We start from the raw sequence: 22,422 nt of genomic DNA, 5'->3' as shown, positions 1-22,422 counted from the left end.
GAGGAGGATGCCGTCGATGGCGTTCCGTGGTCCGAAGGTGCGGCTGTGGCGATGGCGCCGCAATCCGCTCAAACGCCGCGCCGACACGGTGGAGGCCTGGGTCGTGCTCGGCACCTGGGTGCTCGGCGTTCTCGCCGGGGTGCTCGCCGGATGGACGGCGGCCCGGGGCGCGGAGCAGGCCACGGCCCTGGAACCCCTCGCGCGGACGCCCACGGTCGCGCGGGTCACCGAGCGGGCGCCCGGCACGGCCGCGGGGACCGAGGAGGGTGCCGGCACGAACCTGCGGGTGTGGGGAAAGGTGCGCTGGACCGCCCCGGACGGCACCACGCGCACCGGCTGGGCCCGGGTGTGGCCCGGCAGTGCCGTCGGCACCCCGGTCACCGTGTGGACCGACTCCAGGGGCCGCCTGGTGACCGAACCGGCCTCGCCCGCCCAGGCCCGCGCGCGGGCCGTGATGGCCGGCGGCCTGGTGGGGCTGGGCGCCGCCTCCGTCCCCCTCGTCGCCGGCCACGTCGTGCGCGCCGGACTGGAACGCCGCCGCCTGGCCCAGTGGGACACCGAGTGGGCCCGCCTGGGCCCTCTGTGGAGCCGCAACGCCTGGTGACCGTCCCGGCCGGAGGGCGGCGACGCCGGACGGGCCGGGCAACCCCGCGGCGCCGGGCCCCCGCCCCCGCCTCGCCCCTACACCGGAAGCGACCGTTCCAGAATGGCGTCGATGTCCGCGCCGTTCGGCAGTGTGCCGAAGGAGTGGCCCCAGTCGCCGCCCAGGCGGGTCGCGCAGAAGGCGTCGGCGACGGCGGGCGGGGCGTGCCGGACGAGCAGGGAGGCCTGCAAGGTCAGGGCGATGAGCTCGACCAGGCGGCGGGCGCCGGCCGGGGACGCCTCGCTCAGACCGGCCTTCAGCCGGGTCACGGCCGCGTCCAGGCGGGTGTCCGCGCCCCGGGCCAGGGCGAGTTCGGCGAACAGCGCCTCCGCCGTGCCGGGCTCCCGGCCGAGCGCCCGCAGGACGTCGAGGGCGTTGACGTTGCCCGAGCCCTCCCAGATCGACAGCAGCGGCGCCTCCCGGTAGTGCCGGGGCATCCCGGACTCCTCGACGTAACCGTTGCCGCCCAGGCACTCCAGGGCCTCCGCCGTGAAGGCGGGCCCCCGCTTGGTCACCCAGAACTTGCCGACCGCGGTCGCGATCCTCCGGAACGCGGCCTCGCCGCCCCCGCCGCCGGCGCCCACCGTCCGGTCGGCCGCACCGGCCAGCCGCAGCGTGAGAGTCGTCGCCGCCTCGGACTCCAGCGCCAGGTCGGCCAGCACGTTCCGCATGAGCGGCTGGTCGATGAGCAGCGCGCCGAAGGCGCCGCGGTGCCGGACGTGGTGGCCCGCCTCGACGAGGGTCTTGCGCATGAGCGCCGCCGACATCATCACGCAGTCCAGGCGCGTGCAGTTGACCATCTCGATGATGGTCTTGACGCCCCGCCCCTCCGGCCCGACCAGCCAGGCCACGGTCCCGTCGAACTCCGGCTCGGAGGAGGCGTTGGACCGGTTGCCGAGCTTGTCCTTGAGCCGCTGGACGCGGAAGGTGTTGCGGCTGCCGTCCGGCAGCACGCGCGGCACCAGGAAGCAGGACAGCCCGCCAGGAGCCTGGGCGAGCACCAGGAAGACGTCGCACATGGGCGCCGAGGTGAACCACTTGTGCCCGCGCAGGGTGTACACCCCGGGCTCCGCGGTCGGCGTGGCCGTCGTGGTGTTCGTCCGTACGTCCGAACCGCCTTGTTTCTCGGTCATTCCCATGCCCGCGAGCAGGCCCTGCTTCTCGGTCGGCACCCGCAGCCCGGGCTCGTACACCCTGCCGGTCAGCAGCGGCTCGTACACGGCGGCCAGCTCCGGCTGGGCGCGCAGGGCGGGCACCGCGGCGTACGTCATCGACGTCGGACAGCCGTGCCCGGCGTCCGTGTGCCCCCACACCAGGCCGCCGGCGCTGCGGGCCACGTGCGCGCCGGGCCGGTCGTCCGCCCATGGCGCGCCGGCCAGGCCCTCGGCGACCGCGGTCCGCATCAGGTGGTGCCAGGCGGGGTGGAAGTCCACCTCGTCGACCCGGTTGCCGTAGCGGTCGTGGGTGCGCAGTACGGGCTCGTGCCGGTTGGCCTGCTCGGCCCACTCCTGGGGCTCGACGCTCCCGGCCAGCGCCCCGAGCCGCCGCAGGTCGTCCTCGGCCCAGCCGGCGCCCTCCCGGCGCAGGCCCTCCAGCAGCGCAGCGTCGTCGGACGCGTCGTAGGGCGCCAGGGGAGGGGCCTGGTTGGTGACGGCGTGCGTCGCGTCCGGCGCGAAAGGCCGGGGCCGTGGTCCGGCCGGCGCCTCCCCGTCCGGCCGCACCTCCTGCCCCTGCCGCTCCTGCCCGGCCCGCCGTGTCAGTCGTTCCTGCTGCTCCTGCGCGAGTGTCGAGACCATGCGTCCATGTTGCACTCTGGCTGCGGTCGCAGCAAGAGTGCAACATGCCGAAGGTCCGTACAGTACATGACCATGAACGCCTCCCAGGAGCCCGCCGGGGCCGGGCTGCGCCCGCTGTCCGCGCGGTCGGTCGTCCTGAGCCTGCTGCTGGGCACGCACCCGCCCGAACTGCCCGTGAAGGACCTCGTACGAGCGGTCGAACCCTTCGGGATCGGCGGATCCACCCTGCGCGCGGCCCTGAGCCGCATGGTGGCCGCCGGCGACCTGCGACGCTCCGACACCGTCCATGGCCTCAGCGAGCGGCTGCTGGAACGCCAGCGGCGCCAGGACGCGGCCGTGCACCCCGAGACGCGTCCCTGGAACGGGGAGTGGGAGATGGTCGTCGTGACGGCGACCGGCCGCGAGCCCGCCGAACGCGCCGACCTGCGCGCCCGGTTGACGGCTCTCCGGCTCGCCGAGCTCCGCGAGGGCGTCTGGCTGCGCCCCGCCAATCTGCTCCGCCCCTGGCCGGGCGAACTGTCCCCGGCCGTCCGGCGTTTCACCGCCCGGCCCGAGGAGCCCGCCGCCGATCTGGCCGCGCGCCTGTGGCCGGTCGACGACTGGGCGGCGACCGCCCGCGCGTTGCTCGACCTGGTCGCGCGCACGGACCGGCCCGCCGACCGCTTCACCGCCCTCGCGGCCGTCGTACGGCACCTGCTGGCCGACCCCGTGCTGCCCGCGCCCCTGCTTCCCGCGCGCTGGCCCGGCCCGGAGCTGCGCAGCACGTACACCGACTGCCGACGGGAGCTGACCGAGGAGATGCTCGGACGCGCGAGGCGGTGAACGCACGGCCGCGGTCGCGCGCGGCGCCCCCGGGCGCACCGCGCGCGACCGCGCTCTCACCGCGTCGGGATCACTTGTAAGTGATGTCGGACGCCGTGTACTTGCAGTACGTGCCGTCGGCGTCCGTGCCGCCCTTGGTCGGCTCGGCGCCCGTGTTGTTCCCGGTGTACTTCTGGCAGGGGATGATCTTCTTGCCCGAGTCCCCGATGATGGTGATCTTCTTCAGGGTGGCGCTGTCACCGTAGTTGGTGTTGATCCCCGCGATCCGGCCGCCCTTGTAGGTGGCCTCGATCGTGTTGAGGTTGATGGTCCGCTTGTACTGCGTCTTGCAGTTGCCGCAACTGCGCACGAAGGTGCCGAAGTTCTGCGCCGCGAAGTTCGACACGTTCAGCGTGCCGGCGCCGTTGAACTGGAAGACCTTGTCGCTGGCCTCCTTCGCGCCGCCGCCGGAGACGGTGTAGACGTTGGAGGACGCGGAGCCGAGGAACGTCGCCGCGTCCTCGCCGACGTCCTCCCACCAGACGTTCTGCAGCGTGCAACTGCCCAGGCAGTGAATGCCGTCGGCGGCGGGAGAGCCGATGATGACGTTCTTCACGACGGCGCCTGCGGCCAGTTCGAGGATCGGCTTCTGGTTCTCCTCCTGGCCACCGGTGCCCAGGGCGCCGCTGCCGTACAGGCGTTTCATCCCGTAGTCCTTGGTGCCGGACACCGAGATGGTGGCGGTCACCGCCTGACTGCCGTTGGCGGTGGGCCAGGTGGCGGCGCTCGCCGAGGCCCCTTGTGTCATGAGCATGGCAACCGAGAGGCCGAGTGCGGCCAGGCCCCCGGTCAGCGCGCGTCGTCGCGGGCGCGGTCGTGCTGCGGGCGTCATGTCCTTTTCCTTCCGTGCGGTCCGGTGACGGCCGTGCGGTTGGGTGACGGCCGTGGTTGGGCGATGGCAGGGCGATCGGGCGGTGCGGGGCGGCGGTCAGATCTTCCCGGTGCCCGCGCCCGCGGTCACCGAGGAGGCCACACCGGAGGCGGCCTCGGCCGTGTAGCTGTACGGCGGGCTGGTGAAGGTGCCGGCCTGCGACACCTCGGTCGCGGCGCCGCCGAGGTCGTTGCCCCGCAGGTTGGCGTAACCGTCCTGCTTGCTGTCCCGGTTGGTGGTGACGGCGACCGACGTGCTGCGGAAGACGTTGTTCTCGACGAGCATCTGGGCGCCCATGCGCGAGTGCACGGCGGTCTCGGCGCCCACGACGTAGTTGTCGTAGAAGTGCCCCGTGCCGAAACGCAGGCTGGGGATGCGGGAGTTGACGTTGTTGAACCAGTTGTGGTGGTACGTCACCCGCAGATGCCCGGTGTCCTCGCTCGCGTTGCTGTCGCTGTGGCCGACGAGCGAGCCCTTGTAGTGGTCCTTGAAGGTGTTCCAGGACACCGTGACGTAGTCGGAGGCGTGCGAGACGTCGACCAGGCCGTCGTAGTAGTCCTTGCCGTGGTCGCGGTCGGAGGACAGGGAGTTGTGGTCGATCCAGACCTTGGTCGAGCCCTGGACGGTGATCGCGTCCGTCCCGACGGCCTTGCTGATCTGGAGGTTGCGGACGACGACGTTGCTGACGTTCTTCAGCCGCAGCCCGCCGCCGGTGAACCCGGAGGACGAACCGACGCCCAGCACCGTGGTGTTGGAGCCGATGTCGACCTGACCGCTCAGCGAGATGAGGCCGTTCACCTTGATCACCTTGGCGGTGCCTCCGGTCACGGCCGACTTGAAGGCGCTGAGCGTCGAGACGGTCACCGCCGAGGCGCTGCCGCCGCCGGTCGTGCCGGCGCCGAAACCGACCGGTGAGCTCTCGGCGGCCCCGGCCTGCTGTGGCAGGGCGAGCACCGCGAGGGTGGCGGCAGCGGCGACGGCCGCAGCCAGCGCAGACCTGGGCACGCGGGGGCGTGAGGGGCGAGTACGCATACGGATGCTGTCCCTTCGGAAGGACCGGGTGGGGGGCGTATACGAGGGTGCGTCAGGTCGTATACGTGAATGCCGTACAGCGAGCAGAACGATTTACGCGTCAGCGTGTCCATTGAGGGCCTCAAGTAGCGCCCTGCGGTCACGTTGTTGAACGGAACGTAGAGTGCAAGCGCTTTCTAGTCAACGCCTCGCGCAGGTCACATCCAGCCACTCGCGGGTGGATGGTGGAGGGTGCCGACGGTGAGGCGTGGGAGCGCTTCCATGACGGCCATGTCCATGCCACCATGCAGCGGCGGCAGCCCGCCTCGGGCAGTCCCGCGCGCCTCGGGCCGCCGCGGGTACCCCGTCCGCTCGCACCCCCGCACATCCAACGGAGGACGCACGTGACACCGCCCGGAACAACCCGCCATTCCAGAACCCGCCGCGCCGACCTGATCGGCGTGTGCGTTCTGGTCATGGCCCTCGTCGTCACCGTCTCGGCCGTCACCGCCCTGGTGCACCGGCCGGACCGGGTGATCGCCGCCGACCGGCCGCCGACCGCGGCCGCACGGCACTGGGTGAACACCTGGACGGCGATGCCGCAGCTCACCGAGCCCGGCAACCTGCCCCCGGCACCCTTCACCGGCGACCGCGCCGTCCTCGTCGACACCACCGTGCGGCAGACGCTGCACGTCTCCACCGGCGGCCACCGCATCCGGCTGCGCTTCTCCAACGCCTTCGGTGACACCCCGCTGCCCCTGACCGCCGTGACGGTGGCGCTGCCGCGCGACGGAGCGGCCGGTGTCAGCGCCGTCGAGCCGCGTACGACCCGGAAGGCGACGTTCTCCGGGCGGGCGTCGACGACCGTACCCGTCGGGGCGCAGGTCGTCTCCGACCCGCTGGACCTCGACCTGCGGGCCGCGTCCAACCTCACCGTGACGGCGTACCTGGCCGAGGGCCAGCCCTCCCTCGCCCTCACCTCGCACCCGGGCTCGCGTACGACGTCGTACTTCCTCCACGGCGACCACACCCGGGACGCGGACCTGTCCGGGGCGACCCCGGCCGACCACTGGTACCTGATCAGCGGCGTCGAGGTGGAGGCCAAGGCCTCGACCGAGGCCTTGGCGATACTCGGCGACTCGCTCACCGACGGGCGCGGCTCCACCACCAACGCCAACGACCGCTGGCCCGACCAGCTCTACGACCGGCTCCGCTCCCGCCCCGCCACCGCGGACCTCGCCGTCCTGAACCAGGCCGCCGGGGGCAACCGCGTCCTGAACGACGGCCTCGGCCCCAACGTCCTCGCCCGCCTCGACCGCGACATCCTCTCCAGCAGCGGCGTCGCCTGGCTGATCGTCTTCGAGGGCGTCAACGACATCGGCACCGCCGACGCGACCCCGGCCGCCCAGCGCCAGGTCACCGAGGACCTGATCGCCGCCTACCAGCAGATCGTGGTGCGCGCCCACGCCCAGGGCATCCGCGTCTACGGCGCCACCCTGCTGCCGTTCGGCGGCAACGACCCCTACGACGACCCGGCCGGCCTGCGGGAGAAGTCCCGTCAGGCGGTCAACGCCTGGATCCGGGCGAGCGGGCACTTCGACGCGCTCGTCGACTTCGACCGCGCGGTCCGCGACCCCGCACAGCCGAGCCGGCTGCGGCCCGACTTCCACGCCGGGGACTGGCTGCACCTCAACCCGCAGGGCTACGGGGCCCTCGCCGGCACGGTTCCCGCGGGGCTGTTCCGCCACTGACGGCCCCGCCCCACGGGCCTGCCGGGCGGCGGCCCGAAGGGCGCCGGTCGTTCTCGCCGGTGCCGTCTCGTTCCCCGTGCTGGTTCCCCGTGGGTGCGTGCCGCTGCCGCTGCCGGGCGGTCGGCCTGTGAGGCGGGCGCCCGACGGCCTTACTGCCGGGCGTCGGCCTTTTCGGCGGTCCGGCTTGTGGCCCTTTCGGCGGGCGCGCGCGGGTGTGCCGTAGCGGCAGCGGCGCCTGAGCCGTGCCGGTGGTGTTTTCCGGAGCGGTCGCGCCGGATCCGCGTCCGGAAACCGCGCCCCGCCCGTGCTGCGGACAGGATGCCGGTCCGCACGCGGGCCGCAACCCGGGCCGTGGCGGACGGCGGAGCCCGGTGGCGCGGAAGCGGGCCGTGACGTTCTCTGGGAGGGACGGGGTGACCAGCACGCTTGTGGGCACCCGGTGGCCACGAGGAGTCGATCTCATCCCAGGCGAGGAGAGTCATGGCTGAGCAGAAGTCGTCGTCCGCCCTTGCGGCGCCGCTGCACGGTGCGGCCTCGGTGCTGCGGAGGGTGCCCGGCGCCGGGACGGTGGGCCGGGCAGCGCAGGGGACGCTGGACAAGGTCGGCGCCGTCTCGCCGCGCGGGCGGCGGCTCGCGGTGTACACGGGGGCCGGGGTACTCGGTGTCGCCGGGGTGCTGGAGTGGCCGGTGGCGCTCACCGGCGCGGCCGTCGCCTGGCTCACCCAGCCCCGACCCGAACGGCCCACGGACGGCGGGGAACAGGCACATACAGGCGGGGAGCAGGCACCGACGGAGACACAGGCACAGACACCGCCGCGGCCATCGGCCACCTCCACGACCACCGCCACCGCGGCCCGCAAACCCGCGAAGAAGCGCGGCACGGCTGCCCGTGAGACCGCGCAGGACACCGGCCCCGGGAAGCAGGCGTCCACGCCGGGCACGGACATGGACACCGGGCCCGACGGACCCGGGAAGGCCAAGACGTCCGCGGCCGGCCGAGGCAAGTCCTCCAAGGGACAGGCGGCGGCCACCGGACCCCTCGGCCCGACGGCGCGGCCCGACCGCACCTCCCTCTGAGGAGGTGTCATGGTTCTCGGACTGCTGACTTCCCCGTCGGCCGCCGCCCGGCTGGTCACCCGGGCGGCCGCACCGGCGGTGGGCGCCGCCGCGGGCGCGGTGGCCGGCACGGCACGGGCCGGCGTACGCGGCGCTGACGCCGCCGTGCGGGTCGCACGGGTCGCCCGCAACGCCGTGCCCGGCATGGACCGCCAGTGGCGGTCCGGCACCCGGGCGCACCTGTCGCTGCGCTCCCTGGACCGGGAGAAGATACTGCGCGCGGGCGGGAAGGCGCATCTGGCCCGGCGCATCGCCGCGACACTGGCCGAGCGGCCCGACGTGCTCTTCGCGTACTGGGACGAGGGCCTCGGGCGGCTGGTCGTCGCCGTGACGGAGGAGGAGGCCGCCGACGAGGTCGCGGACCACGCGGCCGGCCTCGCGGCCCGGCACGGACTCGTCATGGACGGTGACGACCCGGAGGAGATCACACATCCGGGCGACCCGGCCAGGGTGCGGGCGGCCGCGGCCACGCTCGCCTCCGACGTGGTGGGCGTCGGCCTCGCCCTGACCTCCTACGCGTTGCGCCTGCCGCCGTCGCCGCGCATGGTGACCGCCGCGGTGACGCTGCTGCGGGAGAACCCGAGCTTCCGTGCCGGACTGAGCGCCCGGCTGGGCAGGTCCCGCATGGACTTCCTGCTCGCCTGCGCGAACGCGGCCGCCCACGGCACCGGCCAGACCCCCACCTCGCTGGTCCTCGACGGCGCCCTGCGCGCCGGCCAACTGGCCGACACGATGGCCCGCACGGCCGCCTTCGACGCGCTGCACGACCAGTTGTGCGCACCCGGCCGCGTCAGCATCGCCGCGGACGACACCCCGCGCCCGCCGCTGCGAGTCACACCGGCCCAGGAATACGCCAACCACGCCTCCGCCGGCAGTGTGCTGGGCGCGGCGCTGACCATGCTGGTCAAGCACAACGGGGCCGAGGCCGCCGAGGCGGTGCTCGCCGGCTCGCCCAAGGCCGCGCGCTACGGACCCGCGATCTTCCACGCCGTGCTCGGCACCCTGCTCGCCCGGACCGGCGTGCTGGTCCGCGTACCGGAGCGGCTGCGGCAACTGGAGATGGCCGGCACCATCGTCCTGCACTCGAGCGCGCTGCGCACCGAGGACGGGGAGGCCGACCCGTGGGTCGAACCGGTCCTGGACGCCGCACGCCGGGCCCGGCTGCGGGTGGTCCTGGTGGACGACCCCGCCCTGGAGGACCTCACCGGCCTCGCCGACCAGGTCGTGGACGCCCGGCGGCCGCTGGACGACGTGGTGTACGGGCTGCGCGGCGAGGAGGGCACAGTGCTCACCGTCGCCCGGATGCGCTCCGCCGACGACCACGACGTCCTGGCCGGACTGCGCGGCAGCGACCTCTCCGTCGCCCTCGTGGACGGCGATGCCGCGGTCGTGTGGGGCGCCGACATCCTCGCCCTGCACGGACTGTCCGACGTGTGGCGGGTGCTGACCGCCGTCCCGGCGGCCCGGTCGACCGGGCACCGCGCCCAGACCCTGGCCCGGTCCGGCGCCGCGCTGTCCGGGCTGCTCGTGGCCATCGGCGAGTCCAAGAGCGGCCGTGGCCGCCGGGCCCTCCTGCCCGGGCTGCGGCACGCACCGGTCGACGCCGCCGCTGCCGTCGCCCTGCTGTCCGGGACGCGCGCCGCCTTCGCCGTGGCCGCTGCCCACGCCCCGCACCCGCGGCCACGTGTGCACTGGCACGAACTCGGCGCCAAGGAGGTCCAGGAGCGGCTGAACCACGAGTCGGCCGGCCGGCGCACCCTGTCCCAGGGGGCCGCCGCCCAGGTCCGCAAGGCGGTCACCGGCGTCGTCCGGCACCCGGTCCTCGCCCCGTTCCGCTGGACGTACGAGCTGGGCGAGGCCGTGCGCGGCGAACTGCGGGACCCCCTCACCCCGGTCCTGGCCGTCGGCTCGGCGGCCTCGGCGATCCTCGGCTCCGTGGTGGACGCCCTCCTCGTGGTCGGCGCCCTCGACCTGAACGCCCTGGTCGGCGGATTCCAGCGGCTGCGCGCCGAGCGTGCCCTGTCCGGCCTGATCGCCGAGCAGAAGCGGAAGGCGCGCATCGCGCCCCCGGACTCCCGGGCACCGGACGGCTCCGCCGTGACGATCGACGCCGGGAAGCTCAAGCCGGGGGACGTGATCGAGCTGAAGGGCGACGAGGTGGTGCCCGCCGACGCCCGGCTGCTTTGGGAGGACGGCCTGGAGGTCGACGAGTCCGCGCTGACCGGGGAGTCGCTCCCGGTGGAGAAGCAGATCGCCCCGACCCCGCACGCCGCGGTCGCGGACCGCAGCTGCATGGTCTTCGAGGGCACGACCGTCGTGGCCGGGGAGGCCCGGGCCGTCGTGGTCGACACCGGCGACTCCACGGAGGCCGCCCGCGCCGTGCACCTCGCCGCCCGCACGCCCCCGTCCGCGGGCGTGCAGGCCAGGCTCCAGGAACTCACCCGCAAGGCGCTGCCGCTGACGCTGGCGGGCGGCGCCTTGGTGACCGGTATCGCGCTGCTGCGCGGCACCTCCGTCCGCGAGGCGGTCAGCGGCGGTGTGGCCGTCGCCGTGGCCGCCGTCCCGGAGGGGCTGCCCCTGGTCGCCACCGTGGCCCAGCTCGCGGCGGCCAGGCGGCTCAGCCGCCACGGCGTCCTGGTCCGCACCCCGCGCACGCTGGAGGCGCTGGGCCGGATGGACACCATCTGCTTCGACAAGACCGGCACCCTCACCGAGAACCGGCTGCGTGTGGTGCGGGCGTCCGACGCCGAGGGCGAGGTCCACGTGGTGGGCGACGAGGCCTCCGCGCGGACCCTGCGGTCCGCGGCGCGGGCCTGCCCGCGTCTCAACGGCGACTCGGACCGGCCGGTCCACGCCACCGACGAGGCCGTCCTGGACGCGGCCGGTCCCGACCCGGACTGGGTCGAGCTGGAGGATCTCGGCTTCGAGGCCGCCCGCGGATACGCGGCCGCCGTCGGCCGGGTCGCGGACGGCCCCCGCCTGCTCGTGGTCAAGGGCGCCCCGGAGACGGTGCTGCCCGCCTGCCCCGGCCTCCCGGCCCACGCCACCGAAACCTCGCACGCCCTGGCCGGCGACGGACTGCGCGTGCTGGCCGTGGCGCAGCGCCGGCTCGACGAGCACGAGAGCGAGGAGGACGCGCTCGAACGGATGCTTGAGGGGCTGGAGTTCATCGGCCTGCTGGCACTGTCGGACGTGCCGCGCGACACGTCCATGGCGCTCGTGAGCGGGCTGCACGAAGAGGGCGTACGGCCGGTCATGCTCACCGGCGACCACCCGCAGACCGCCCGGGCCATCGCCACCGAACTGGGCTGGCCCAAGGACACCACCGTGGTCACCGGGGACGAACTCGCCGCCGCGGACAGGTCGGCCCGCGCCCGGATGCTGCGCGACGCGGGTGTGGTCGCCCGGGTCGCACCCGAGCAGAAGCTCCAGGTCGTCGAGGCGCTGCGGGACGCCGGCCGGGTGGTCGGCATGGTCGGCGACGGCGCCAACGACGCCGCGGCGATCCGCGCCGCCGACATCGGCGTGGGCATCAGCGCCCGCGGCTCGGCGGCGGCGCGCAACGCCGCCGACATCGTCCTGACCGACGACGACCTGACGGTCCTGATCGACGCGATCGGCGAGGGCCGCGCCCTGTGGCACAGCGTCGCCGACGCCATCGCCATCCTGATCGGCGGCAACGCGGGCGAGATCGGCTTCGGTCTGTTCGGCACGCTGCTGTCGGGCACCGCGCCGCTCTCCACCCGGCAGATGCTCATGGTGAACCTGTTCACGGACCTGTTCCCTGCGATGGCCGTGGCGGTGACCCCGAAGGAGGACGCCGAGCAGGCGCGGTCGGCGGCGCCGGAGGACCCGGCCGGGTCCGTACTGGGCGAGGGGCTGGTCCGGCAGATCCGCCACCGTGCCCTGACCACCTGCCTGGGCGCGGTCACGGCCTGGCTGATCGGCCGCTGGACACCCGGCACCGCCCGCCGCTCCAGCACCATGGCCCTGTGCGGCGTGGTCGGCACCCAGCTCGCCCAGACCCTGCTCGACCGTCGCGGCAGCACGCTGGTACGGGTGACGTCCGTGGGCTCCGCGCTCGCCCTCGCCGCCCTGATCCAGACCCCCGGCGTCAGCCGGATCCTGGGCTGCACCCCGCTCGGCCCGGTGGCCTGGACCGGAGTCGCCGCGTCGATCGCCCTGGCCCTGACCGGCCAGCGGGTCCTGCCCCGCCTGGAGGAGACCGTCGTACGGCTGCTGCCGGAGAGCGGCTCCGCGGTCTTCCGCGAGCTGACGGCCGGGGTAACCGGGGGATGAGGCCGGAGGCCCCGGTCCCGCCAGGGCTTGGCGGGACCGGGGCCCTTCTAGGACACCGCGGTGCCGGCCGCCGCCCGCAGGGACTCCCAGTCCGGCAGCTTGACCACGCTGCGCCCGAGGGAGACGCCGAGTTCCGCCTCGGCCCGCTCGATGGCCTGCCAGCCCGCCCACAGCACGGGCTCGGCACCCTCGGCACGCAGCATCGCGAAACTGTCGTCCGGCACCGGCCTGCCCAGGAGGCCGGGCGCGTCCTGGAGCAGCGAGGACACGGTCTCCTTCGCGCACGGCCGGTTGGTGCCGATGACACCGGTGGGACCGCGCTTGATCCAGCCGGCCACGTACTCGCCCGGCGCGACGGCACCGTCCCGCAGCACGCGCCCGTCCCGGTGCGGCACCGTGCCGGTGCCCGCGTCGAACGGCAGCCCGTCCAGAGGCACTCCGCGGTAGCCCACCGACCGCAGCACCAACTGGGCCGCGATGTCCTCGTACCGCCCCGTGCCGGTGACGCCGCCGTGTCCGTCCGGTGCCGTGCGCTCCAGCCGCACCGTACCCACGCGGCCGTCGTCGGCGAGCAGTTCGACGGGGCGCAGGAAGAAGCGCAGCCGGATCCGGCGGCTGCCGCCCCTGGGCGGCGTGGCGGCCCAGCCGCGCAGGACCTCGACGTTGCGGCGCTGGGCGGCGGGCAGCGCCGAGGGGTCCGCGCAGGCCGGGTCCAGCGCCAGCTCCTCGGGGTCGACGACGATGTCGGTGTCCGGCAGGCCGCCCAGCTCGCGCAGCTCCTTGGTCGTGAAGCGGGCCTGCGACGGGCCGCGCCGGCCCACCATGTGGATCTCGGTGACCCGGCTCGCGGCGAGCGCGGCGAGCGCGCCCTCGGGCATGTCGGTGGGACTCAGCTCGTCCGGGCCGCGCGCCAGGATGCGCGTGACGTCCACGGCGACGTTGCCCACCCCGACGACGACGGCCGACCGCGCGCCGCGCACGAAGCCGCTGTCCACGGAGTCGGGGTGGGCGCTGTACCAGGAGACGAACTCGGTCGCCGACCAGCTGCCCGGCAGGTCCTCGCCCGGGATGTGCAGACGGCGGTCCGTGGCGGCGCCCACGCAGTACACCACCGCGTGGTACAGCTCGCGCAGCCGTGCGACGGGCAGTCCGCCGGGGCCGCCGACCTGGACGCCGCCGACGAACCGGACCCGCTCGTGCTCGAGGACCGTCCGCAGGTTGTTCTGCAGGGACTTGATCTTCTCGTGGTCCGGCGCCACGCCGTAGCGCACGAGCCCGTACGGGCACGGCAGCCGGTCGAGGACGTCCACGCGCACGGAGGGGTCCTGCTGGACCAGGCCCTGAGCGGTGTAGCACCCGCTCGGCCCCGAGCCGACGACGGCGACACGCAGCACGGCGGAACTCCTTACCCCGGGGGCTCACAGGCGGATCACAGGAGATCGCTGATGGCTCCAGCATGGCACCAAGCGGCCCGCCGGGGGAGGGAGGCGGCGCGGGACCGCCCGCGTGTCGCGGCCCGTACCGCACGCGGGCCGCCGGCTACCGCTCCTGCGGGGGCGCCGGCATCCGGCCGGTGGCGAAGAAGCGGGACAGGTCCGTGTCGCAGGACCCGCCGGGCGGCTGCGCCTCCGGCGGCGTTCCCATGTCCCAGTCGAGCCCGTAGCGCTCGAACAGTTCGGCCCGCAGCGCCGGCACCGGCATCGGCGCCCCGGGCACCAGCGCGGCGTAGACGGCGCCCATCAGCAGGGCGCGCAGCATCGGGTAGTCGGCGTCGACGTCCCGCGAACCGCGCCGGGCCACCGTGTCCCGCAGCAGCTCCGAGAGGCGCTGCTGCTCCGGGCACTGCACGAAGCCCTCCTCGTGCAGGATCCCCGCCATGTGCTGGCGCATCAGCACCGGCCGGTCCCGGGCCAGGCCCAGGATCGCGTCGATGGCCCGTGCCAGCCGCTCCCGGCCGTCCTCGGTGTGCGGCTCCCGCTCCAGCGCCTCCTGGAGCGTGCGGTGCATCAGCCGGTGCACGGCGGACTGCACGAGCTGGCGCTTGCCGGGGAAGTAGTAGGAGACCAGACCGCGTGCCGACCCCGCGCGGTCGGTGATGGCTCCGAGCGTCGTCGCGTCGTACCCGTGCTCGCCGACCAGCTCGACCGCCGCCTGGAGGAGCCGCTCCCGGGAACGCCGGCGCAACTCTTCATTGACCGAGGCGCTTCGCGGGGACATGCTGTGACTCCTGCGTTGACTGGCTGCCAGCCAACTATACTCAACGTGAGCGGACCGGCCCCGGTAGGGGTCCGTCGTGCTGCCGTCCGTCTCGGGCGAAACGGGGGATCGTCCGAGGCGGGCGGCTTTTTCGGCGCCGGGCGCCGTCAAGGGGCCGCCGCCGGGGCCAGGCCAGGGCGCGCCGGTGGCTCAGTTCCTCGCGCCGAGCAGGTCGAGGACGGGCAGCAGCGCGTCCGGCCGCAGCGCGACCGGCAGATGGTCGACGAAGTGCAGGCCGCAGCCCAGGGCGGCCGCGCCGCCGTCCGCGTGGCGGTCGTCGCCGACCATCAGCACGTCCTTCGGGTCGGCGTCGAGCGCCGTGCAGGCGAGGGCGAACAGGCGCGGGTCCGGCTTCTGGATGCTGTGCTCGTACGACAGCACATAGGCGTCCACGTACGCGTCGAGGCCGTGGGCGCGGAACACCGGCCGCAGATCCCAGCCGATGTTGCTCACCACGCCCACGCCGACCCCGCGCTCGTGCAGCGTGCGCAGTACGTCGGCCGCGTCCGGGTAGGGAGCCCAGGCCGCCGGTGTCATGTGCCGGTCGTACAGCGCGTCGTGCAACGCCGGGTCGGGCAGCGGCACTTGGCGGGACAGGGCGGTGTAGGCGGCCCGGTGCTCCTCGGCGCTGCGGTCCCGGTTCTCCCACAGCCCGGCCACCTCGTCGGGCACGCGCACCGGCGACGCCCCGCCCGGCAGCGCCCCGGCCTCCTCCAGCGCGAGCGCCGTCCGGGCCAATTCCGGCTCCCCGAGGGTGAGTTCCGCCGTGTCGAGGACGGCTCTCAGCCAGGAGTCGCAGGACTCGATGCGGAAGAGGGTCCCGGAGAAGTCGAAGAGCACAGCCGTCATGGGCCGATCATGGCCCAACTCCGGTTGCCACGGCCACCGCGCCTCGGCGGGGCCCTTCCTAGCCCAGCGCCCTCAGGCCGGGCGTCACCGCCACCAGAACCGGTATCACCGGTACGAGGGAGGCGACCGCCGTCAGGCGCAGTCGGCGGGCGGCCGGGAGGCGGTCCGGGGGAGTGAGGAGACGGTGCACGCGCTGAGGGATGTGCGCCTGGGTGGCCGGGCAGGGGTCGAACACACCACGGTGCTCGTTGAGTTGGACCAGGGCGAGGGCGGTCGTCAGGCGGCCGAACCGGCGTGAGGCCATGTCGTCGGCGGAGAGTTCGACCAGGCGGTGCATCTCGTCGCGGAACGCGGCGAACACCGGCACCTGCGGAAAGCCGCCGGCGAGCGCGGCGGAGCAGTGCAGCAGCCAGTCGTGCCGGGCCCGCGCATGGCCCTGCTCGTGCGCCAGGACGGCGTCCAACTGCCGTCCGGTCAGCCGGCGCAGCGCGGCCGTGGTGACCACCAGTTGGGGCGAGGGACCGGGCAGCCACCAGGCGTCCGGCCGCTCGCCCTCCAGCACCACGAGCCGGTCGGAGCCGGGCTCCTCGCCGGGCAACAGCGGGGCACGGACGAGGAGTTCGGCGCGCCGCAGCCTGCGTCGCGCCCGGGCCCGTACCACCTCGCGGAGCAGCATCGCCGCGCTCCACGCCCCGCCGCACGCCAGCGCCACCGCGGTCGCCGGTGCCCAGGCATCGGCCGTGCCGAGCGCGTAGGCCTCCACCACCGGGCGCGGAGCCGGAGCGAACAGATGGCCGCGCACCGCCTGCCAGGCGGCGGCCGCGCTGAGCGCCATCGACAGCGCGCAGCACAGCAGGACCGCGGCGACCACGCACTGCCACACCCACAGCGCGAGGACCGGTTCACGGTCCGGCCAGTCGGCCCGCGCCAGCAGCCGGGGCGCGGCGACGGCGGTCAGGGCACCGAGCAGCAGCAGGACCGCGGGGACCATCATGGGAGCCACTTTATGAGCGGCCGACAGCCCGGGGGGCACGGCTCCGCGGCGAAGTGACGCAGACCACGGCACCGTGGTGCCGGTCTCGCTTGCATCCCGCGCACACCACATGGACTGCGGTGCAAGACCTCCTGGAGCGCTTCAGGGAGGGGAGCAGTCAAATGGTCAGCAGCATCGCCACCATCGCGATCCCCATCGACAGCCGGCATGCCCGGGCCAGTTCCGGGCGGTCGCCCCAGGCCGTGGCGCCGGGTGGGCCGCCGGTGGGCACCGCCGCGGCGGGGACCAGCCGGACGCCCGACAGCAGGACGTATCCGGCGAAGTACAGCAGCAGCGCGCCGGTGAGCGGTGGGACGCCCGTCCCGCCGTGGTGGTGGGGGCCGGGCGAGACGGCCATCACCACGGACATGTAGACCATGGCCACCGTGCCCACCAGGTGGTGCCGGTGGTGCGGACTCGTCCGCGCCGACCACAGTGAGCGCAGCGCGGTCGCGCCGAGGAGCGCCCCGTAGGCCGACCAGGCCCACGCCGGCGGTGTGAACACCGCCGCCGGGACGGCCATGGCGGCCATGCCGAAGCCCATGAGCGCCTCACCGCCGGCGGCACGGCGCTGCTCCTCGACGCTGCTGCGCATCCGCAGCAGGCAGTACGCCCCGGTCGCCGCGCACAGCGCGACCAGCAGCCAGCCGGGCGAAGCCGATCCGTGCACCCCCCACCTCCCCGTTCGACGGTTCGCGGCCGCCGTGGGCGGCCGGTCGGTCAAGCGATGCCCGGCGCGCGCGGTGCGCACACGAGCGCAAGGAGGTATACGGGGCGCGTTCGGGGAAGCACAGCACGTCACGTGCGTCCAGCGATCGTCCGGCGAATATGCTTTACATGTAAAACACCTGTTAAGCTTGTCGATATGAGCAGTGTGCCCTCCACCCCCCTGAACCGGATCGCCCGGCATCTCCCGCTCACCGGCGTGCTGCGGCTCGGCCGCCCCTCGGACATCTGGTTCAAGCCCGCCCTGAGCGTCGTCGTCTCGGTCGCCGTGCCCACTCTCACCCTGCTCGTCCTCGGCCGGCTCGATCTCGCCATGTACACGATGGCGGGCTCGCTGTGTGCCCTGTACGCGCACAACCGCCCCTACGCCGCCCGGGCCCGCGCCCTGGCCTGGGTGGTCCTCGGCATGATCGGCGGCCTCGCCGTCGCCCTGGTCACCGCCTCGCTCACCACCGACCCGGTCGTCCTGGTCACCGTCGGCGCCCTGATGGCCGCCGTGCAGAAGGCGCTGTGCGACGCCACCCGCATCGGACCGCCCGGCAACGTCGTCCTCACCTTCATCAGCTCGGCCTCCCTGTTCGCCCCGCAGACCCTCGGCCAGGTGCCCGCCCACCTGGCGCTGGCCCTCGCCGCGGCGGCCTGGGCCTGGCTGGTCGGCATGGCACCCGGGCTGCTGCGCCCGCACGGCCCCGAGCGCCGCGCCACCGCGCAGGCGCTGAACGCGGCCGCCGCCCACGCCGCCACCGGCGACGGCCACACCCGCACCCGCGCCGCCGCGGCCGCCGCCGTACAGGCCGCCTGGCAGACGCTGCTGTCCACCGGTGCCCACACCGCTCCCCGGCGCGCCCTGGAGCGGCTCGTCGTACGCGCCGAGGTCGCCCTCGCCGCCCCCGCGGACGCGGACCCCGAGCGGCTGCGCACCTGGGCCCGCCAACTGCGCGGAACCGGTCCGGTCCCCGAGGCCGGCGAGAGCGCGGCGGACACCGACGAACTGCTCGGCGTGGACGCCGAGGCCACCGCCCCGCACCGCCCCTGGTGGAGCCTGCTCGGCCCGCTCACCCCGATCGTGGTGCGCACCGCGCTGGGCTGCGCCCTCGCCGGCTACGCCTCCCTCGCGCTCGGTATCGGCCGCCCCTACTGGGCCCTGGTCACCGCCGCCTCCCTGTACCAGGTCAACATGACCCTGACCTGGAAGCGAGGCATCCAGCGCGTCGTCGGCAACCTCGTGGGCGTCCTTGTCTTCGCCGCCGTCGCCCCGCTGGCGCACGCGAGCGACCTGGTCCTCGTCCTGCTCTGCATGGCCTTCAACTTCGGGGCCGAGGCACTGATGGGCCGCAACTACTGGCTCGGCAGCATCTGCGTGACCCCGCTGGCCCTGCTCGTCGTCGAGTTCGCCGGGTACCACGAGCCGGGCGAGCTGATCACCGAGCGGGCCGTGGACACCGTCGTCGGCGCGCTGGTCGGCTTCGTGGCCGCCGTCACCGTCACCAACCGCAGGGCCGGCGACCGCATCGAGCACGTCCTGGCCTCCGTCGACCGGGCCCGCGAACGGGCCGCCCGCCTGCTCGCCGAGGAGCGGCCCGCGCCCGCCGCCCTGGAGTCCGCCCGCCGTAGCCTGGCCGCCGCACTGGTCGACCTGCGCGCCACCGCCGACGCCGCGTCCGGCGAGTGGTGGCAACGAGCCCTGCCCCAGGAGCGGGTCGTGCTCACCGAGCAGTCCGCACACCGTACGCTCGCCGCGACGATACGACGCCAGGGCCCGCACGCCCCGGCGAGCACGGGCGAGACGACGGAGGACGTACGGCCATGACGGCGAGGAACGGGCGGCCGGCCCACGGGGAGGCCGCTACCGGGGACGCGGCGCACGAGCGGACCCGGCCCGCGGGGACCGGGCCCGCGGGGACCGGGCCGGGCGACGACACCGTCGCGGGCGTGGTCCGCCAGTGGCGGGCCGTCCACCCCGACCTGGACACCGCGCCCATGGAGATCATCGGCCGGATCAACCGCTGCGCGGCCCTCCTGCAGCAGGCCGAGGACGCGCCGCTGCGCCGGGCGGGTCTCAGCCGGCCCGAGTTCGACCTGCTCGGGGCGCTGCGGCGTACCGGGGACGAGCTCACCCCTAGCGAACTGACCCGCGAGACGTTCTCCTCGGGGGCCGCCGTCACCAAACGCCTGAAGCAGCTCACCGAACGCGGCCTGGTGGAGCGCCGCGGCGACACCCGCGACCGCCGGGTCGCCCACGTCCGTCTCACGGACGCCGGACGCGACCTCGTCGACGGCGTCCTGCCGGAGCAGCTCGCCTACGAACGGGCCGTCCTGTCCGGCCTGGGCAGTCAGGACCAGGACGGCCTCGCCGCGCTCCTCGGCGAGCTCCTCGGCCGCCTCGAGGGCCGCCCGGGCGCCCTGCGGCTCTGAGCCGGGTTACCCGCCTCAGCCCTCCTCGGGGCTTTCCTCGGCGTTCTCCTCGGCGGACTTGTAGACGCCGAAGGTCGCGCCCTGGGGGTCCCGCAGCACCGCGATGTGGGGGCCGTCCCCGAGCGCGGTGGGCTCCAGCAGCGCCTTGGCCCCGGCCCGTACCGCGACGTCCGTGGTCGCGTCGACGTCCTCGACCGCGAAGTACGGCAGCCAGTGCGGCGGCACATCGGCCGGGAAGCGGTCGTGCATCGCCGTCACGCCGCCGAAGTCCTCGCCGTGCAGACCCCACTGCGTGTACCACTCCGAGGCGTTGACGCTCCAGCCGAACACGCTCGTGTAGAAGTCCCTGGCCCGCTTGGGGTTGCGGGTGACCAGCTCCACCCAGCCGAGCGAGCCGGGCCGGTTGAACACCCCGGCACCGGAGAACCCCCGCGGCTCCCACATCTGGAAGGCCGCGCCCGACGGGTCCAGGGCCACGGTGAAGCGGCCCTCCTCGAAGATGTCCCTCGGACCGTGGATCACCGTCCCGCCTGCCTCCACCACCCTGTTCGCCGCGGCGTCGGCGTCGGCGACGGCGAACGAGACGTTCCACGCGACCGGCTGCGACTTCTGGTACAGGGGGGTGATCGCGGCGACCGGCGCGTCCCCCAGGTGAGCGAGGGTGTAGCCACCCGAGACCAGCCGGGGGTCGCGGCGCAGGCGCCAGCCGAAGACCTCCGTGTAGAACCGCGTGGACGCATCCAGATCGCTGGTGCCCAGCTCCGCCCAGCAGGGTCCGCCGATTACAGGCTTGTCGAACTCCATGGCTTTCCTCCGGGAGGCTCGTTCCCACCCACCAGCACGCTAGCTCCGGCCGCCGACGCGGGCCAGCGGGAGCCGCCGGGCCCGCCCGTGTCCACCCGCGCCCTGGATCGGGCTCAGATCCCCGGCCGGTACCGCAGCGGATGTCCGGCCGGCACCTCGACGAGGACGATGGGCGTGCCGTCAGGATCGGCGATCCACATCTCGATCAGCCCCCACGGCTCGCGCGCCGGCTCCCGCGTGATCTCCACGCCCTTCGACCGCAGCTCCTCGTGCGCCGCCGCCACGTCCTCGACCTGGAGCCACAGCCGCAGGGAGGGGGACGGCGGCCCGTCGGAGCGCCCGGAGAGCTCCAGGAAACCGCCCCCGAGGAAGTAGACGGTGCCGCGCTCCGGCCCCGTGCCGAACTCGCGGTGGACGGCGAGACCGAGCCGCTCGCCGTAGAAGACACGGGAGCGCTCGGGGTCCGAAGGCCGGACCAGTGTCCGGCTGCTGAGTACGTGCACCATGCCCCCCGAGGCTAGTGGCAGGATGGCGCTCGCCCCCCGCCCGACAGCGCCCGAACCGAAAGGCACGCCCATGACGACCGCCGCCGGCGGACTGACCTTCCGCGACGCCCGCGACACCGATGTCGACACGCTGGTGCGCCTGATCGAGTCGGCGTACCGCGGGGACTCCAGCAGGGCCGGCTGGACCACCGAGGCGGACATCCTCCAGGGGCAGCGCACCGACCCCGAGGGCGTGCTGGAGGTGATCGAGTCGCCCGGCAGCCGGCTGCTGACGGTGGAGCGGGACGGCACTGTGGTCGCCTGCTGCCAGCTCGAGCACAAGGGGGACCACGCCTACTTCGGCATGTTCGCCGTCAGCCCCACCATGCAGGGCGCGGGCCTGGGCAAGGTGGTCATCGCGGAGGCCGAGCGCCGGGCCCGCGAGGAGTGGGGCGTCAGGGAGATGCACATGACCGTGATCTCCGTGCGCGAGGACCTGATCGCCTGGTACGAGCGCCGCGGCTACCGCCGTACGGGAAAAACGACCCCCTTCCCGTACGGCGACGAGCGCTTCGGCATCCCGCAGCGCGACGACCTGGAGTTCGAGCTGCTGGTCAAGGAACTGCCGTAGGCATCCTCGAACAAGGGGGTCAGGCGGTGAAGCGGCCGGTGAGCTTGATCTCCGGGTAGTCGGTGGTCGCCCCGTCCAGCTCCAGGGCGCGGACCAGGCGCAGATGGTCCAGGGTGTTGACGACCCAGCCGATGATCCGCAGGTCCGCCTTGCGCGCGTGCTCGACGATCTCCAGGGTGAGCCGGCGGATGTTGAGGCAGACGGTGGCGGCGCCGGCGGCGGTGGCGCGCTCGACGACGTCGGAGCCGTAGCGGCTGGCCACGAGCGCGGTCCGCACCCCCGGCACCAGCCGGGCGATCTCGGCGATCGCCTCGTCGTGGAACGAGGACACCTCGACCCGGGAGACCAGGTCCCGCTCGTGCAGGACGTCGGCCAGCGCGCGGGCCGCGGACACGTCCTTGATCTCGGCCTGGAGCGGCGTCCGCACCGCGTCGAGGACCTCCTCGAAGACCGGGATCCGCTCGCCGCGGCCGGCGTCCAGGGAGCGCAGCTCGGCGAGCGTCTTGTCGGCGATCGCGCCGCTGCCGTCGGTGGTGCGGTCCACCTCGTCGTCGTGCATGACGACGAGGGCGCCGTCCTTGCTCAGGTGCAGATCGAGTTCGATGACGTCCAGCCCGGCCTGCTGGGCGGCGACGAAGGAACGGAGGGTGTTCTCGGGTTCGACACCCATGACTCCGCGGTGACCGATGGTAAGGAAGTTCAAGGTTCAACTCGCTTCCGTCGACGGCGGCTCGGCGCGGCGCGAAGCGGACGGACCTCGTCGTCCGCGCGGTAGTGCCGCAGCCTAATGGCCCACACGCGGGTTGCACCCCGGCGTACACGGCGCAGTGGGGTGACGGCCCCCGGGAGCCGGGCCGTATCGGCCGTGGCGGTCA

General features: G+C 74.2%; 19 protein-coding genes. 8 read left to right on the top strand and 11 right to left on the bottom strand.

Annotated features, from left to right (window positions below; genetic code table 11):
• Positions 1 to 16 precede the first annotated feature (16 nt).
• Positions 17 to 604: a hypothetical protein gene (locus ACF09J_RS20405; RefSeq protein ID WP_392306834.1), complete on the top strand. Its 588-nt coding sequence runs from the start codon at positions 17 to 19 to the stop codon at positions 602 to 604.
• Between the two features lie 77 nt (positions 605 to 681).
• Here ACF09J_RS20405 and ACF09J_RS20400 read toward each other — a convergent pair whose 3' ends face one another.
• The gene (locus ACF09J_RS20400; RefSeq protein ID WP_392306833.1) at positions 682 to 2,439 is read right to left on the bottom strand and encodes an acyl-CoA dehydrogenase family protein; all 1,758 of its coding nucleotides are present in this window, start codon (positions 2,437 to 2,439) and stop codon (positions 682 to 684) included.
• Between the two features lie 66 nt (positions 2,440 to 2,505).
• On the opposite strand from ACF09J_RS20400, the gene ACF09J_RS20395 reads away from it, so the two are divergent.
• On the top strand, positions 2,506 to 3,261 hold the full coding sequence (locus ACF09J_RS20395) for a PaaX family transcriptional regulator C-terminal domain-containing protein (protein ID WP_392306832.1): 756 nt from the start codon (positions 2,506 to 2,508) through the stop codon (positions 3,259 to 3,261).
• Positions 3,262 to 3,331: 70 nt separating this feature from the next.
• On the opposite strand, the gene ACF09J_RS20390 is transcribed toward ACF09J_RS20395, so the two are convergent.
• Both ACF09J_RS20390 and ACF09J_RS20385 read right to left on the bottom strand, forming a co-directional pair.
• Positions 3,332 to 4,132 carry a pectate lyase gene (locus ACF09J_RS20390; RefSeq protein WP_392306831.1) on the bottom strand — a complete coding sequence of 267 codons (801 nt, stop codon included), beginning with the start codon at positions 4,130 to 4,132 and terminating at the stop codon, positions 3,332 to 3,334.
• 96 nt (positions 4,133 to 4,228) lie between these two features.
• Positions 4,229 to 5,203: a polysaccharide lyase family 1 protein gene (locus ACF09J_RS20385; protein ID WP_392306830.1), complete on the bottom strand. Its 975-nt coding sequence runs from the start codon at positions 5,201 to 5,203 to the stop codon at positions 4,229 to 4,231.
• A 455-nt stretch (positions 5,204 to 5,658) separates the two neighbouring features.
• Between ACF09J_RS20385 and ACF09J_RS20380 the strand changes: the two genes are divergently transcribed.
• The 3 genes from ACF09J_RS20380 (at position 5,659) to ACF09J_RS20370 (ending at position 12,348) form a co-directional block, all read left to right on the top strand.
• Positions 5,659 to 6,933 carry an SGNH/GDSL hydrolase family protein gene (locus ACF09J_RS20380; protein WP_392306920.1) on the top strand — a complete coding sequence of 425 codons (1,275 nt, stop codon included), beginning with the start codon at positions 5,659 to 5,661 and terminating at the stop codon, positions 6,931 to 6,933.
• Positions 6,934 to 7,413: 480 nt separating this feature from the next.
• Positions 7,414 to 8,010 (top strand): hypothetical protein, encoded by a 597-nt coding sequence (locus tag ACF09J_RS20375; protein WP_392306829.1) that lies wholly within the window; start codon positions 7,414 to 7,416, stop codon positions 8,008 to 8,010.
• A gap of 9 nt (positions 8,011 to 8,019) precedes the next feature.
• The gene (locus tag ACF09J_RS20370) at positions 8,020 to 12,348 is read left to right on the top strand and encodes an HAD-IC family P-type ATPase (protein ID WP_392306828.1); all 4,329 of its coding nucleotides are present in this window, start codon (positions 8,020 to 8,022) and stop codon (positions 12,346 to 12,348) included.
• Positions 12,349 to 12,395: 47 nt separating this feature from the next.
• On the opposite strand, the gene ACF09J_RS20365 is transcribed toward ACF09J_RS20370, so the two are convergent.
• From ACF09J_RS20365 to ACF09J_RS20345, 5 genes are all read right to left on the bottom strand, one after another.
• A complete protein-coding gene (locus tag ACF09J_RS20365; RefSeq protein WP_392306827.1) occupies positions 12,396 to 13,742 on the bottom strand; it encodes an FAD-dependent oxidoreductase in 1,347 nt (448 codons plus the stop codon).
• A gap of 145 nt (positions 13,743 to 13,887) precedes the next feature.
• Entirely contained in the window at positions 13,888 to 14,565 is a 678-nt protein-coding gene (locus tag ACF09J_RS20360) for a TetR/AcrR family transcriptional regulator (protein WP_392306826.1), read from the bottom strand.
• 189 nt (positions 14,566 to 14,754) lie between these two features.
• Positions 14,755 to 15,453 carry an HAD family hydrolase gene (locus ACF09J_RS20355; RefSeq protein WP_392306825.1) on the bottom strand — a complete coding sequence of 233 codons (699 nt, stop codon included), beginning with the start codon at positions 15,451 to 15,453 and terminating at the stop codon, positions 14,755 to 14,757.
• 58 nt (positions 15,454 to 15,511) lie between these two features.
• Entirely contained in the window at positions 15,512 to 16,447 is a 936-nt protein-coding gene (locus tag ACF09J_RS20350) for a M56 family metallopeptidase (protein ID WP_392306824.1), read from the bottom strand.
• A 157-nt stretch (positions 16,448 to 16,604) separates the two neighbouring features.
• The gene (locus ACF09J_RS20345; protein ID WP_392306823.1) at positions 16,605 to 17,156 is read right to left on the bottom strand and encodes a DUF5134 domain-containing protein; all 552 of its coding nucleotides are present in this window, start codon (positions 17,154 to 17,156) and stop codon (positions 16,605 to 16,607) included.
• A 195-nt stretch (positions 17,157 to 17,351) separates the two neighbouring features.
• On the opposite strand from ACF09J_RS20345, the gene ACF09J_RS20340 reads away from it, so the two are divergent.
• A complete protein-coding gene (locus ACF09J_RS20340) occupies positions 17,352 to 19,022 on the top strand; it encodes an FUSC family protein (protein WP_392306822.1) in 1,671 nt (556 codons plus the stop codon).
• Entirely contained in the window at positions 19,019 to 19,627 is a 609-nt protein-coding gene (locus ACF09J_RS20335) for a MarR family winged helix-turn-helix transcriptional regulator (protein WP_392306821.1), read from the top strand. Before ACF09J_RS20340 ends, ACF09J_RS20335 begins: the two co-directional genes overlap by 4 nt.
• 15 nt (positions 19,628 to 19,642) lie before the next feature.
• Here the strand turns inward: ACF09J_RS20335 and ACF09J_RS20330 are convergent, their stop codons facing one another.
• Positions 19,643 to 20,431: a VOC family protein gene (locus tag ACF09J_RS20330; protein ID WP_392306820.1), complete on the bottom strand. Its 789-nt coding sequence runs from the start codon at positions 20,429 to 20,431 to the stop codon at positions 19,643 to 19,645.
• Positions 20,432 to 20,544: 113 nt separating this feature from the next.
• The gene (locus ACF09J_RS20325) at positions 20,545 to 20,937 is read right to left on the bottom strand and encodes a VOC family protein (protein ID WP_392306819.1); all 393 of its coding nucleotides are present in this window, start codon (positions 20,935 to 20,937) and stop codon (positions 20,545 to 20,547) included.
• A gap of 70 nt (positions 20,938 to 21,007) precedes the next feature.
• On the opposite strand from ACF09J_RS20325, the gene ACF09J_RS20320 reads away from it, so the two are divergent.
• Positions 21,008 to 21,547, top strand: coding sequence for a GNAT family N-acetyltransferase (locus ACF09J_RS20320; protein ID WP_392306818.1), 540 nt, complete (start codon positions 21,008 to 21,010; stop codon positions 21,545 to 21,547).
• Between the two features lie 19 nt (positions 21,548 to 21,566).
• Here ACF09J_RS20320 and ACF09J_RS20315 read toward each other — a convergent pair whose 3' ends face one another.
• The gene (locus ACF09J_RS20315; protein WP_392306817.1) at positions 21,567 to 22,250 is read right to left on the bottom strand and encodes a glycerophosphodiester phosphodiesterase; all 684 of its coding nucleotides are present in this window, start codon (positions 22,248 to 22,250) and stop codon (positions 21,567 to 21,569) included.
• Between the last annotated feature and the right edge of the window lie 172 nt (positions 22,251 to 22,422).

This window comes from Streptomyces sp. NPDC014889, from assembly GCF_043081205.1.
Taxonomy (GTDB): Bacteria; Actinomycetota; Actinomycetes; order Streptomycetales; family Streptomycetaceae; genus Streptomyces.
The sequence above is the reverse complement of the archived record's forward strand: the minus strand, read 5'-3'. Positions and strand labels throughout refer to the sequence as shown.

Excerpts from the sequence above, each read along its gene's own strand:
- ACF09J_RS20350 (WP_392306824.1), bottom strand. The coding sequence starts at position 16,447 with ATGATGGTCCCCGCGGTCCTGCTGCTGCTCGGTGCCCTGACCGCCGTC.
- ACF09J_RS20320 (WP_392306818.1), top strand. The coding sequence starts at position 21,008 with ATGACGACCGCCGCCGGCGGACTGACCTTCCGCGACGCCCGCGACACC.
- ACF09J_RS20395 (WP_392306832.1), top strand. The coding sequence starts at position 2,506 with ATGACCATGAACGCCTCCCAGGAGCCCGCCGGGGCCGGGCTGCGCCCG.
- ACF09J_RS20390 (WP_392306831.1), bottom strand. The coding sequence starts at position 4,132 with ATGACGCCCGCAGCACGACCGCGCCCGCGACGACGCGCGCTGACCGGG.
- ACF09J_RS20340 (WP_392306822.1), top strand. The coding sequence starts at position 17,352 with ATGAGCAGTGTGCCCTCCACCCCCCTGAACCGGATCGCCCGGCATCTC.
- ACF09J_RS20325 (WP_392306819.1), bottom strand. The coding sequence starts at position 20,937 with ATGGTGCACGTACTCAGCAGCCGGACACTGGTCCGGCCTTCGGACCCC.
- ACF09J_RS20335 (WP_392306821.1), top strand. The coding sequence starts at position 19,019 with ATGACGGCGAGGAACGGGCGGCCGGCCCACGGGGAGGCCGCTACCGGG.
- ACF09J_RS20360 (WP_392306826.1), bottom strand. The coding sequence starts at position 14,565 with ATGTCCCCGCGAAGCGCCTCGGTCAATGAAGAGTTGCGCCGGCGTTCC.
- ACF09J_RS20380 (WP_392306920.1), top strand. The coding sequence starts at position 5,659 with ATGGCCCTCGTCGTCACCGTCTCGGCCGTCACCGCCCTGGTGCACCGG.
- ACF09J_RS20400 (WP_392306833.1), bottom strand. The coding sequence starts at position 2,439 with ATGGTCTCGACACTCGCGCAGGAGCAGCAGGAACGACTGACACGGCGG.
- ACF09J_RS20355 (WP_392306825.1), bottom strand. The coding sequence starts at position 15,453 with ATGACGGCTGTGCTCTTCGACTTCTCCGGGACCCTCTTCCGCATCGAG.
- ACF09J_RS20330 (WP_392306820.1), bottom strand. The coding sequence starts at position 20,431 with ATGGAGTTCGACAAGCCTGTAATCGGCGGACCCTGCTGGGCGGAGCTG.
- ACF09J_RS20385 (WP_392306830.1), bottom strand. The coding sequence starts at position 5,203 with ATGCGTACTCGCCCCTCACGCCCCCGCGTGCCCAGGTCTGCGCTGGCT.
- ACF09J_RS20370 (WP_392306828.1), top strand. The coding sequence starts at position 8,020 with ATGGTTCTCGGACTGCTGACTTCCCCGTCGGCCGCCGCCCGGCTGGTC.
- ACF09J_RS20405 (WP_392306834.1), top strand. The coding sequence starts at position 17 with ATGGCGTTCCGTGGTCCGAAGGTGCGGCTGTGGCGATGGCGCCGCAAT.
- ACF09J_RS20375 (WP_392306829.1), top strand. The coding sequence starts at position 7,414 with ATGGCTGAGCAGAAGTCGTCGTCCGCCCTTGCGGCGCCGCTGCACGGT.